At 59.7% G+C, this 11,772-nt stretch carries 12 protein-coding genes; 4 read left to right on the top strand and 8 right to left on the bottom strand.

Going from position 1 to position 11,772, the window contains the following annotated elements:
• Positions 1-2,845 (bottom strand): D-2-hydroxyglutarate dehydrogenase YdiJ (gene ydiJ / locus OQK_RS26280; protein WP_038862198.1); only part of this gene is annotated, 2,845 nt, incomplete at its 3' end.
• A 157-nt stretch (positions 2,846-3,002) separates the two neighbouring features.
• Between ydiJ and OQK_RS26285 the strand changes: the two genes are divergently transcribed.
• The gene (locus tag OQK_RS26285) at positions 3,003-3,887 is read left to right on the top strand and encodes a LysR substrate-binding domain-containing protein (RefSeq protein ID WP_016775063.1); all 885 of its coding nucleotides are present in this window, start codon (positions 3,003-3,005) and stop codon (positions 3,885-3,887) included.
• Positions 3,888-3,989: 102 nt separating this feature from the next.
• Here the strand turns inward: OQK_RS26285 and OQK_RS26290 are convergent, their stop codons facing one another.
• Together OQK_RS26290 and OQK_RS26295 are read right to left on the bottom strand one after the other, a co-directional pair.
• Entirely contained in the window at positions 3,990-5,264 is a 1,275-nt protein-coding gene (locus tag OQK_RS26290) for a glucarate dehydratase family protein (RefSeq protein WP_016775064.1), read from the bottom strand.
• 30 nt (positions 5,265-5,294) lie between these two features.
• Positions 5,295-6,662, bottom strand: coding sequence for an MFS transporter (locus OQK_RS26295; protein ID WP_016775065.1), 1,368 nt, complete (start codon positions 6,660-6,662; stop codon positions 5,295-5,297).
• A gap of 119 nt (positions 6,663-6,781) precedes the next feature.
• Here OQK_RS26295 and OQK_RS26300 point away from each other — a divergent pair, with 119 nt between their 5' ends.
• Positions 6,782-7,681, top strand: a complete 900-nt coding sequence (locus tag OQK_RS26300; RefSeq protein WP_016775066.1) for a LysR family transcriptional regulator — start codon at positions 6,782-6,784, stop codon at positions 7,679-7,681.
• 140 nt (positions 7,682-7,821) lie between these two features.
• Here the strand turns inward: OQK_RS26300 and OQK_RS26305 are convergent, their stop codons facing one another.
• Both OQK_RS26305 and OQK_RS26310 read right to left on the bottom strand, forming a co-directional pair.
• Positions 7,822-8,427: a DUF6338 family protein gene (locus tag OQK_RS26305; RefSeq protein WP_016775068.1), complete on the bottom strand. Its 606-nt coding sequence runs from the start codon at positions 8,425-8,427 to the stop codon at positions 7,822-7,824.
• 190 nt (positions 8,428-8,617) lie between these two features.
• Positions 8,618-8,953 carry a hypothetical protein gene (locus tag OQK_RS26310; RefSeq protein ID WP_016775069.1) on the bottom strand — a complete coding sequence of 112 codons (336 nt, stop codon included), beginning with the start codon at positions 8,951-8,953 and terminating at the stop codon, positions 8,618-8,620.
• A 184-nt stretch (positions 8,954-9,137) separates the two neighbouring features.
• On the opposite strand from OQK_RS26310, the gene OQK_RS26315 reads away from it, so the two are divergent.
• A complete protein-coding gene (locus OQK_RS26315) occupies positions 9,138-9,377 on the top strand; it encodes a hypothetical protein (protein WP_038862200.1) in 240 nt (79 codons plus the stop codon).
• Between the two features lie 56 nt (positions 9,378-9,433).
• Here OQK_RS26315 and OQK_RS26320 read toward each other — a convergent pair whose 3' ends face one another.
• Positions 9,434-9,631 (bottom strand): hypothetical protein, encoded by a 198-nt coding sequence (locus tag OQK_RS26320; RefSeq protein WP_016775071.1) that lies wholly within the window; start codon positions 9,629-9,631, stop codon positions 9,434-9,436.
• 218 nt (positions 9,632-9,849) lie between these two features.
• Between OQK_RS26320 and OQK_RS26325 the strand changes: the two genes are divergently transcribed.
• Positions 9,850-10,212 (top strand): NUDIX hydrolase, encoded by a 363-nt coding sequence (locus OQK_RS26325; protein ID WP_038862202.1) that lies wholly within the window; start codon positions 9,850-9,852, stop codon positions 10,210-10,212.
• A gap of 3 nt (positions 10,213-10,215) precedes the next feature.
• Here the strand turns inward: OQK_RS26325 and OQK_RS26330 are convergent, their stop codons facing one another.
• Together OQK_RS26330 and OQK_RS26335 are read right to left on the bottom strand one after the other, a co-directional pair.
• A complete protein-coding gene (locus OQK_RS26330; RefSeq protein ID WP_016775073.1) occupies positions 10,216-10,458 on the bottom strand; it encodes a DUF1652 domain-containing protein in 243 nt (80 codons plus the stop codon).
• Positions 10,459-10,563: 105 nt separating this feature from the next.
• Positions 10,564-11,463 (bottom strand): polysaccharide deacetylase family protein, encoded by a 900-nt coding sequence (locus OQK_RS26335; protein WP_038862203.1) that lies wholly within the window; start codon positions 11,461-11,463, stop codon positions 10,564-10,566.
• Between the last annotated feature and the right edge of the window lie 309 nt (positions 11,464-11,772).

An 11,772-nucleotide genomic window follows, 5' to 3' on the forward strand; every position in this document is an offset into this window, starting at 1 on the left:
CTTCGTGGCCGTAGGTACCGGACATGCCGCAGCAACCGGTAGCCTGCGTGGCCAGCTTCAGACCGGCACGTTCGAAGACCTGTTCCCACTGGCGGGTCGCGGCCGGCGCGTTGGTTTTCTCCGTGCAATGGGCGAGCAGACGGAACGCTTTGGGCTGAGCCTCAGGCGCCTGCTCCGGCATGACCTTGAGTAACCATTCCTGAACCAGCGCTACTTCTGGGCACTCATTCAGGCCCGGTACTTTCAGGTATTCCTGGCGATAGACCAGAGTCATCGCCGGATCCAGCCCCAGCAGCGGCACGCCGGTCTGCGCCAGCGCCTGCAACTGCTCAGCGTTACGCAACGCCGCGCGATTGAACGCCGAGAGAAAGCCCTGCACATGCAGCGGTTTACCGTTGGCGCTGAACGGCGCGAGATAGACCTGATAACCCAGGCGCGAAATCAGCTCGACCAGATCAGCCAGCAGCGGCGCTTCGAAGTAGCGGGTGAAGGCATCCTGCACGATCACCACGCTGCGTTCGCGTTGCTCTGAGGTCAGTGCCGACAGCTTTGCAACCGTTGCTGGCTGCACCTGCCAACGGCGCATCGCCGCTTGGAAATCGAAACGGCTGAGCAACGGCACATCGACCATGCCACCGATCCGCGACAGCGCACTGCGCACCCAGCCCGCGCCCATCAAGCCGTTGTACAGCGCCGGAATACGCGCCATGTACGGAATGGTGTATTCCAGCGAGGCAATCAGGTAATCCCGGGCCGGACGCAGATAACGACTGTGATACAGCTCGAGAAAACGCGAGCGGAATTCCGGCACGTTGACCTTCACCGGGCACTGCCCCGCGCAGGATTTGCAGGCCAGACAACCGGCCATGGCGTCATACACTTCATGAGAGAAGTCTGCCGACGGATCGCGACTGTTGCGCCAGCGCTGCCACAGCGTGCTGAAAAACGCCGGTTTACGGATTGCGTCCGAGAGCACATCGACGCCCGCCTCGCCCTGCAACCGCAGCCATTCGCGAATCAGCGAAGCGCGGCCCTTGGGCGATTGCGCGCGTTCGCGGGTGGCTTTCCACGACGGGCACATGGCGTCATCAGGATCGAAGTTGTAGCAGGCGCCGTTGCCATTGCAATGCATGGCCGCGCCGTAGCTTTGCCAGACTTTTTCGTCGATCTGCCGATCCAGCTCGCCGCGCAGGGTCACTTCGTCGATCTTCAGCAGTGCTGCGCCGCTGTTGGCCGGCGTAGCGATTTTGCCCGGGTTGAACTGGTTGAATGGGTCGAACGCGGCTTTCAAGGCTTGCAGCGCCGGGTACAACTCGCCGAAGAATGCCGGCGCGTACTCCGAACGCAGGCCCTTGCCATGCTCGCCCCAGAGCAGGCCGCCGTAGCGCTGAGTCAACGCCGCTACGCCATCGGACACCGGGCGTACCAGCGCCGCTTGCTGCGGGTCTTTCATGTCGAGGATCGGCCGCACATGCAGTACGCCGGCGTCGACATGGCCGAACATGCCGTACTGCAAACTGTGGCTGTCGAGCAGGTCGCGCAGTTCGGCGATGTATTCGGCCAAATGCTGCGGCGGCACGGCGGTGTCTTCAACGAACGGCTGCGGGCGGGCTTCACCGGCGACGTTGCCGAGCAGGCCCACCGCCCGTTTGCGCATGCCATAGACCTTGTTCACCGCTGCCTGACCAACCGCCAGCGTATGCCCCAGGCGCTCCACGGTGCGGTCGTTTTGCAGATGTTCGAGGAACGCTTCGACGCGGCGTTGCAGATCTTCGGGATCGTCACCGCAGAACTCGACCAGATTGATGCCCAGAGTCGGCCGCTCAGCGTTTTCCGGAAAATATTCGGCAACGCCGTGCCAAACGATGTCCTGCATCGCCAGCAGCAAGACCTTGGAGTCGACGGTTTCAATCGACAACGGCTTGAGCGCCATCAACGCCCGCGCATCACGCAAGGCATCCATGAACCCGGCGTAGCGGATGTTGACCAGCATCGTGTGCTTGGGAATCGGCAATACGTTCAACCGCGCTTCGACGACGAAGCCCAGCGAGCCCTCAGCGCCACACAGCACGCTGTTGAGGTTGAAGCGCTGGTCGGCCTCACGCAGATGCGCCAGGTCATAACCGGTCAGGCAGCGGTTGAGATCGGGAAAGCGTGCCTTGATCAGCTCGCCCTGTTCATCAATGATCTGCCGCGCACAACGATAGACTTCGCCGACGCGATCATCGCGGGCGCACTGCGCTGCAAGCTCATCCTCGGCCAGCGGCAGGCCGTGCAGACGCTCGCCGCCGCGCAGGATCATCTCAAGCTCCAGCACATGGTCGCGGGTTTTGCCGTAGGTGCAACTGCCCTGGCCACTGGCGTCGGTGTTGATCATGCCGCCGACCGTGGCGCGGTTCGAGGTCGACAGTTCCGGGGCAAAAAACAGCCCGGCGGACTTCAGCGCGGCGTTGAGCTGGTCCTTGACCACACCGGCCTGCACCCGCACCCAGCGCTGTTCAACGTTGATTTCCAGAATGCGATTCATGTGCCGCGACAGGTCGACGACGATGCCGTCCGTCAGCGATTGACCGTTGGTGCCGGTGCCACCGCCTCGCGGGGTGATCACCACTTTCTCGTACGCCGGTTCGGCAATCAGCCGCGCCACCCGTGCCACATCGTCCGCATCCAGCGGAAACACCGCCGCTTGCGGCAAGCGCTGATAGATCGAGTTGTCGGTCGCAAGCACCACGCGGCTGGCGTAATCAGCGCTGATTTCCCCGCGAAAACCGCTGTTTTTCAGGGCGGCGAGAAATTGTTGGTAATCGCCGGTCAAGGCTTTGGCGGGCGACAGCTGGGCAATCATCGGTCGGGTCATCTCGGTCAAATCGGGCTGTGTGGCGGTGAACAGTTGTGCGCAAGGAATGATTGCGTCAGGCTCCGCCATCTGATTGCGCCCATGTTCATTGCTGGCCAGCCCTGGAACAAGCGTAATTTCGACCCGCTATCGATGAGTTTTACGAATGAATCCGCGCACCCTCACACCGTCCATGTCGCTGCTGCTGGCTTTCGAGGCCGCCGCTCGACACGAGAGCTACACCCGCGCCGCCCATGAACTGTCACTGACGCAGAGCGCGGTCAGTCGCCAGGTACAGATTCTCGAGAAGATGCTCGGCATGCGTCTGTTCAGCCGTGAAGGCCGGCAGGTGGTGCTGACGGATGTCGGGCGCATGTATCAGCGCGAGCTCAGCGAAGCCCTCGGACAGATTCGCAGCGCAACCTTGCAGGCAATGGCGTTTGGTTCGGGTATCCATAGCCTGCGCTTGGCGACGCTGCCGACCTTCGGTTCGAAATGGCTGCTGCCACGGTTGAAGGATTTCTACACGGCGCACCCGGGCACGACCGTGCACCTGCATTCGCGGATCGAAACCATCGACTTCGACACCAGCGAAATCGACGCGGCGATCTGCGTCGGCGGGGGTGAATGGCCAGGCCTGACCGCCCTGCCCCTGCACACCGAAGAATTGGTGGCGATTGCCAGCGCGCAGCTGTCGGCGACTGAACGCGACGAAGCCGAGCGGCACATTGCAGGGCAGTTGCTGCTCAACGTCAGCAGCAATGCCCAGGCATGGGCAGAATGGTTCAGCCATCATCAACTGCCGCATCGCAGCATGCGGATCGGGCCGAGCTTCGAAATGACCTCGCACTTGATTCAGGCAGTACGCGCCAATATCGGCGTCGGCCTGGTGCCGCGAATTCTGGTCGAAGACGAATTGCTCAAGGGCGAATTGCTGCAACTGGGCGAGCCAATTACCAGCCGACGCAGCTATTACCTGGTGTACCCGCCCCGTAATGAGAATCTGCCTTCGTTGAAGGCGTTCAGGGATTGGCTGATTGATACCCTCTGAAGGATCGAGTCGCGGCCATTCGCGAGCAGGCTCGCTCCCACAGGGAAATGTATGCCAAGTGTGGGAGCGAGCCTGCTCGCGAAGATGCCAGTCGCAACGACCTTAAAACCTCGGCTTGACCGCCCGCCAATCCGCCTTGTACCGCTGCATCTGCCGCACATCATCCCTCTGGCGAATCCCGCACGTCAGGTACTGATCATGCAGCTTGGCCAGTTGCTCATGATCCAGCTCCAACCCCAACCCCGGAGCGCGAGTGATCTTCACGCAGCCATCGACAATCGGCAGCTTGCCGCCCTTGATCACTTCCTCGTCCGGCTCCTGCCACGGGTAGTGGGTGTCGCAGGCGTAATCCAGATTCGGCACCGCCGCCGCGACGTGCGCCATGGCCATCAGGCTGATGCCCAGGTGCGAGTTGGAATGCATCGACACGCCGAGGCCAAACACATCGCACATTTTCGCCAGCGTCTGCGTATCCCGCAGGCCACCCCAATAATGGTGGTCGGCGAGGACGATTTGCACGCTGTTCTGCGCAACGCTGCGGCGGAACTCGTCGAAATCGGTGACGACCATATTGGTCGCCAAGGGCAGACCGGTGCGCTTGTGCAGTTCGGCCATGCCATCAAGGCCCGGGGTCGGGTCTTCGTAATACTGCAGATCATCGCCGAGCAGTTCGGCCATGCGAATCGCCGTCTCCAGCGACCAGTTGCCGTTCGGATCGATGCGCAGCGGAAAACCCGGAAAGGCTTTCTTCAGTGCCTTGATGCATGCCACCTCACGCTCCGGCGGCAAGGTGCCGGCCTTGAGCTTGATGCTCTTGAAACCGTACGCCTCGATCATCCGCGCTGCCTGCGCGACAATCTGCTGCTCGCTCAGCGCCTCGCCCCAGTCGTCTGGCTTGTAGGGGGAGTCGATATGTTCGGCGTATTTGAAAAACAGGTAAGCGCTGAACGGCACTTCATCGCGGATCGCCCCGCCGAGCAGGTCCACCAGCGGCACGTTCAGGTAGTGCGCCTGCAAATCAAGAAACGCTACTTCGAATGCCGAGTAGGCATTGCTCACCGCTTTGCTGGCGTGGGAACCGGGGGCCAGTTCGGCGCCAGCGACGCTGGCGGGTTTATTCGCCGCCACGGTGGCCTGCACGATCGCGCGCAACTGATTGAGGTTGAACGGATCAAGACCGATCAATTGGCTCTGCAATTGTTGCTGGATCGCCAGCGCCGGGGCATCGCCGTAGCTTTCGCCGAGGCCGATGTAGCCGTTGTCACTTTCAATCTCGATGATCGAGCGCAGGGCAAAAGGTTCGTGGATGCCACTGGCGTTGAGCAGTGGCGGATCGCGGAAGGCAATCGGGGTGACGCTGACACGGGTGATTTTCAAGATAACGCTCCTGACAGATCAACAATCGATTCAGTGGCTCGCAGCCGGACGAGCCGGCGCCACAGCGGCGGCTTCGTCACTTGGCTTTGCCGGGGTTTTACCTTTGGCGCCAGGCGCCGTGCGGGCGAAGAAGATCACCACGGCGGCGATCAGCGATGTCGCCGCCAGGCCATACAGGCCGCCCTCGATGGAGCCGGTGGTTTGTTCAAGGATGCCGAACGCGGTCGGCGCGACGAACCCGCCCAGGTTGCCGATGGAGTTGATCAGCGCGATCACCGCCGCAGCGATACGCGCGTCCAGATAGCTTTGCGGAATCGGCCAGAACAGCGCCGACGCTGCTTTGAAACCGATAGCGGCGAAGCAGATGGCGACGAAGGCAAACACCGGCCCGCCAGTGGTCGACATGAACATACCGACCGCCGCGATCACCAAGGTCAGCGCGACCCAGGCCTGCTGGAATTTCCATTTGCCGGCCATCGCTGCGAAGCCATACATGGCGACAATCGAAATGATCCACGGAATGGAGTTGAGCAGCCCGACCTGGAAATCCCCGAGGTTGCCCATCTTCTTGATCATGCTCGGCAGCCAGAACGTCGCGCCATAAATGGTCAGGGCAATGGAGAAATAGATGAAGCAGAACAGCGCGATCTGCCGGTCAGCCAACAGCTTGAACATCGACGGCTTGGCGACTTGTACCGCTTCGCGAGCGCGCTGCTCCTCGGCAATCGCCGCGACCAGTGCGTCTCGCTCTTCCTCGCTCAGCCACTTGGCTTGGCGCGGGTGCGATTGCAGCCAGAACCAGACGAAAGCACACAGCACCACCGACGCTGCGCCTTCGATGAGAAACATCCACTGCCAGCCGTGCATGCCCAATCCGCTGATATGCAACAGCGCACCGGACACCGGGCCGGAAATCACCGAGGCAATCGCTGAGCCGCTGAGAAACACCGCCATGGTTTTGCCGCGCTCGGACGCCGGCAGCCACTGGGTGAAGTAGTAAATGATCCCCGGGAAGAACCCGGCCTCAGCCGCACCGAGGATAAAGCGCAGCACGTAGAAACTGGTTTCACCTTGAACGAAGGCCATGGCCATGGCTGCGGCACCCCAGGTGAACATGATCCGCGTCAGCCAGACCCGTGCGCCGTAGCGCTGCAACAGCATGTTGGACGGCACTTCGAACAGTGCGTAACCGATGAAAAACAGCCCGGCGCCAAGTCCGTACGCCGCTGCGCCGATACCCAGATCGGTTTCCAGATGGCTGCGCACGAAACCGATATTCACCCGGTCGATGTAATTGACGATGAACATCACCACGAACAGCGGCAGGACGTGGCGTTTGACCTTGGCGGCGGCGCGGGCGAGCACCGTGATGTCCGGCGGACTCTGGAGGGTTTTCAAGGGGCGACTCCCGATCTTGTTTTTTTAGGGATGACTTGAAGCGATGAGCCGATCATGGACGTCGCGCATTGATCCCGTCTAATCTAAACAGGCATTCGATTGATACCCGGATTAGATCAATGTTCGAACTTACCCAGCTGCGCTGCTTCACTACGGTCGCCACCGAACTCAACTTCCGCCGCGCCGCCGAGCGCCTGAACATGACCCAGCCGCCGCTGAGTCGGCAGATTCAGCTGCTGGAGCATCACCTTGGCGTCGAATTGTTTACCCGCAGCACCCGAAGCGTTGCGCTGACGGCGGCGGGCCGGGCGTTTTTCGTTGAAGCGCAGAATCTGCTGGAGCGCGCCCAGCAAGCAGCGATCACCGCACGCCGGTTTGCCGAGGGCGACATTGGCTCGGTGAACATCGCGTTCGTCGGCAGCGCGGTATATGAATTTCTGCCCAAGGTGATCGCCGAAGCGCGGCTTAAACAGCCTCAGGTGAAAATCGATCTGGCAGAGATGAATACCTATCAGCAGCACGAGGCCTTGCGCGCTCGTCGTATCGACCTGGGCATCGCCCGGGCGCCATTGCAGGAACCGGGCTATGCCACCGAATGCCTGGTGCGCGAACCATTTGTGCTGGCAGTGCCGAGCGGGCATCGGTTGGCCAATGCAGCTGAGGTATCAGTGGCTGATCTGGATAAACAACCGTTTCTGATGTACTCCCATGAAGCCTATCCGCCGTTCAACGAACTGTTGACCGGCACGCTGCGCTCAGCGCGGGTGGCGCCGGATTACGTGCAGTGGCTGGGCTCGTCGCTGACGATTCTGGCGCTGGTCAACGCTGGCATGGGTCTGGCGCTGGTACCGCGTTGCGCGACCAGCGTGGTGTTCAGGAATGTGGTGTTTCGCGAGATCGATCTGGGCGAAGGGGTGCAAAGCGAGCTGCATCTGATCTGGCGTGAGAACAATGACAACCCGGCGTTCGCGATGTTGCTGGAGGCGATTCGCCGGGCGGTGGTGCAGGGTTGGGGCTGAAAATTATTGTGGCAACCTGTATTTGAGCGGAGGCGGAGCGCTCGGGGCTTTGATCAACGGCTCCTCCAGCGGCTTGCCGTCAGGCCCAGTGAACAGGCGTTCGTATTGCTTTGGCATTGGTCGCGGTGCTCTTGCAGTCGTCATGATGAACCCTCTGATACCGGGCTGAATTCAACCCACTTAACTTGCGCGGAATCTATCAGCAAAATTTCGGCACCAAAAGGCGTCGACTTGCCATCGTCATTAACCCAACGTGGATTCTGCATCACGAATTGCCCACAACTGGATTCGGACGGCCACTCGACAGGCCAGCCAAACACGCGCCTCTCGTCATGTAAATGCAGGGTTATGAACCGGTCGAACTGGGCGAAAGCGCAGAACCATTCACTGGGGAAAGAAGATTGTTTCGTGACGTTTCGCTTACGTAACCAGCCGTGCAATTTGTCACTCGTAGCCAGGTAACAGGCAAACAATCCCAGCATCAGCGAAAACACAAATGCCCAGAGCGTTTGCGCCCGATCATCCCAGTTTCCTAATGAAAAACCCTTCGAGCCAATCCACAAACAGAGGTTGCCCACCGCCAACACCGCGCCCTGAATCACAAAAGTAAATATCAGCGCCTGCACGATCTGGCCGAACGTATCCGGTCGCTTGAATGCCGTAAGTGAATAGAAGATCCAGGTCGATAGAAAACCTGGGATTAGATACTGCAACAGCGGAATGATGTCCTTGACCAGATCATCCATGATCCGAGACTCCTTTCAGTCATGCCGATCCCGTCACGGGCCGACATTCAAAGCCTAGTCAAGGATCCTGCTGCGCCTCGCGGGCAACTGTCACAGCTCATTGCGAGCGTTTGGCGGGAGTCTCTATCCAATGAAAAAAGGCAGACACCGAACTTCGGTGTCTGCCTTTTTTTGAGATCCGGGCGCCCGGTTACAGGCAGTCACGCACCGATTGGCGCAGCGATCCGGACTTGGCCCAAGGCGGCCCCTGATAGAGGGACACCTTGCTGCCATCCTTGTACTTGACGATATCGAGAATCTCATCCGCCGTGATAATGCTCGGCGCGGTAATCCGGTAGCCGTTGGAAATCGACGTCTGCGAAGTCTTGGCCACGTCCTTCTGCCACAGCGGTAACAAACACGCGGCATATTCCTTGGGAGGCTTGTCACTGGTCTTGCTGAGGTTTGGCTCGCCCGGCACCAGCGATGCTGGTAACGAGCAACCCGTCAACAGGGCCAGTGCAAAAGTGCCGATCCATACGCGCATGCTGTTTACCTGTTCCGAAAAAACGTGAATGTACCGTTTAACGGCGTGCACATCCATCGTGGCACCCCGCCGTTACCGGGGTTTGGACAATTTTTTACATCGGTTCAGCCGGGCGTCAGATGGCCTGGCCCCAGGTGGAAAAATGCGACTACTCTTTTCTACCGAGAATGTTCTGGAGGTGATCATGCGGCTCAATGAATACGAACACGAACTTCAACGGGATTTGCAAAGCGTGGCGTCGGACCTGAGGTGGTCGGCGGTCGACCTCAAGCGCATTGCCGAACAATTGCGCAAATCAGGTAACGAGGCAGACGCCCAGACTGTGTTGCGGTCTTGCACAATCCTGCAAAACGACGAGGAGAGATTGCAGATCTATGCCAGGGAGGTAAAAGCCCGGACCATCAGCCGAATCAAGGTGCACTGACTCCTGATCCAAACAAGAAGCCCCGGTCGAAACCGGGGCTCTTTCGTTATAACGCGTCAATTCACGTTCTGGCTTTGCACCCGCTTGGCGCGTTGCTTGTAACCAGGAAGCGCCGCCGCATAGGCCATCGCTTCCTCCCTGCTGGTGAATGACGCCAACCGGTCGCCCTGAGTGCAAACCCGCCATGGGCCGTTGTTCACGCTAAGCACGTCATAACCGTTCATGTGCAGCTTGTTCAGCATTGGAATGCTCATGAGCACCTCCATTTCGTCAACGGTGTTTTCGGTGTACGGGCTTACCTTACACCCGCTCCCCGCTGCGGTGTAAACCGGATTCGCCCTGGCACATGTCAATTCACTGGCACTTTTTGCTACGCAAATGGCTCCGAATCAAGAGGGAACCTTTAAATCCGCTTGCGGCTCGAATATTGCAGATTGATTACAGATTTATGACACGCATCAACAGGGCAATCATGAAAGTACGCGCCACCGTCATTTGCGAACAGGATCGCCATATCCTCCTGGTACGCAAACCCCGCCATCACTGGTCATTGCCCGGCGGCAAGGTCGAACCCGGGGAAACCCGTGCGGCGGCAGCCGTGCGCGAGTTGCAGGAGGAAACCGGGCTCAATGCTGAGGACGTCCTGTACCTGATGGACTTTCAGGCGGGCACTACGCGCCATCATGTGTACGAGGCTTCGGTGGTCAACCTCGACGACGTGCGCCCGCAGAACGAGATCGTCGATTGCATCTGGTACCCGCTCGATGCCGTGCACAATCTTGAAACCAATGAAGCGACAAGGCGCATCGTGCAGGCCTTTCAACGGCGTTTATAACGATCAGCCAGCGAACGCCCGGCGACCGGCGCTGATTTCCGTGCGCAACTCACCAATGAAATTTGAAATATCGCGAATCGTCACCAGATGCTCGGGAGAAACGCCGTCAAGCAACAACTCGACACGCCCACTGCCCGGCTCATACACCTTGATCCGCAACAGACCTTGCCCGGTCGGTGTGCAATCACACTTGAACGTGGGGAAGCCTGACTCGACGATCCGGCAAATATCGGCAATGGCAAGCATGGACGGGCGCCTCGCAGGCGGAGAATCGATCCATCGAGCATAGACCCACGGTGTGTTTACTGCCCGCTCGAGAATGCCAAGCCGATCACAACTCACTCATGCCATTCAATGCGCGTCGTGATCCCAGATCCAGTTCCACATTCCGGGCAGATTCACCGGCTCAGCGCTTTGCTGAACCGTACGCGCCAACGCGGCTTTTTCCAGTGCGGCCTGATTGTCGTAGAACGGCTTGTCCGCCAGTCTGACCCCGGTCGCCGCCGCGCTATCGAGCAGAATCTGCAGATATTCGCGAGTGTGGCGCGCGGTGTAGCGATTGAGGTCATGGAACGTCACCACGACCGGAATTACGCCATCCACCGTCGGCAATTGACCCTCGGCGATGCGCTCGCGCACTTCCGATAACTGCCGCAGCATGTTCGCCCGACGCCGAGGGCTGGCGTTGAAGCCCCAGATCTTGCCGTCGTTGGCACTCATGTCCGTGAGCAAGACATGCAAGCCGTGTTTTTGATAGGCCGCAAATGTGCGCTTGTCGTAGTTCCAGAACGGCGGGCGCAACAGCTTGGGCGGCGCCCCGGTGATAGCGGCGATGTCAGCGCTGCCATCGGTCAGCGATTGCTCCAGTTCTTGCGGATCAAGCGAACGATGGTTGGTGTGCCAGTGAGTCGCAGTGTGGAAAGCGAGAATATGTCCCTCGGCGTGTTCACGACGCATCAGGCTGTGACCGATCTCGCTGTTGCCTGCCCTGGGTGCTCGGGTCTGCACGAAAAACACGGCTTTGATGTCTGCCTGCAGCGGATTGCTTTTGAGGCTGTCGAGCACCGTCGCCGTGGGATTCCACAACCCTGAAGCGCTGGGGCCATCGTCGAACGTCAGGAGAAAACGTACGGGGGCCTGGGCCATCAGGCGCGTTTCGGTTTGCGTGGTCATTTCAATCGGCGCGGCGATGCAGCCGGCCAGACCGAGCGCGATGAGCGCAGCACAAAGAAGTTTGCATCCGGATGTCATGTCTTGCCCTGAGGCCGAGGCCGTCGTGTTGTCGAATGGCAAAACTCCATCGCCTTTGTCCATCCCTGCGCGGCTATCCGCGAGCGCAGGTTGGATAAGGTACACAGGGTTTGGTTCCGGTGCTGGTTTCAGTGCGTCATCGGCCGGCAAATTGGCAGGTCCGACTAGACTCAAATTTCCTCAAGGAGATTTCATCCATGTGCGGAAGACTCACGCAGTACCGTGGGATTCACGATTTCGTTGCGGTGCTGAGCATCCCCGATGCGTTGATCAATCACGTTGGCGATGCGCCGCTCAATCGCTACAACG

Origin of the sequence: Pseudomonas sp. R62 (genome assembly GCF_000257605.1) — a bacterium.
Taxonomy (GTDB): domain Bacteria; phylum Pseudomonadota; class Gammaproteobacteria; order Pseudomonadales; family Pseudomonadaceae; genus Aquipseudomonas; species Aquipseudomonas atacamensis.

Coding starts and splice junctions, on each gene's coding strand:
- OQK_RS26285 (WP_016775063.1), top strand. CDS start 3,003: ATGAATCCGCGCACCCTCACACCGTCCATGTCGCTGCTGCTGGCTTTC.
- OQK_RS26300 (WP_016775066.1), top strand. CDS start 6,782: ATGTTCGAACTTACCCAGCTGCGCTGCTTCACTACGGTCGCCACCGAA.
- OQK_RS26305 (WP_016775068.1), bottom strand. CDS start 8,427: ATGGATGATCTGGTCAAGGACATCATTCCGCTGTTGCAGTATCTAATC.
- OQK_RS26310 (WP_016775069.1), bottom strand. CDS start 8,953: ATGCGCGTATGGATCGGCACTTTTGCACTGGCCCTGTTGACGGGTTGC.
- OQK_RS26315 (WP_038862200.1), top strand. CDS start 9,138: ATGCGGCTCAATGAATACGAACACGAACTTCAACGGGATTTGCAAAGC.
- OQK_RS26320 (WP_016775071.1), bottom strand. CDS start 9,631: ATGAGCATTCCAATGCTGAACAAGCTGCACATGAACGGTTATGACGTG.
- OQK_RS26325 (WP_038862202.1), top strand. CDS start 9,850: ATGAAAGTACGCGCCACCGTCATTTGCGAACAGGATCGCCATATCCTC.
- OQK_RS26330 (WP_016775073.1), bottom strand. CDS start 10,458: ATGCTTGCCATTGCCGATATTTGCCGGATCGTCGAGTCAGGCTTCCCC.
- OQK_RS26335 (WP_038862203.1), bottom strand. CDS start 11,463: ATGACATCCGGATGCAAACTTCTTTGTGCTGCGCTCATCGCGCTCGGT.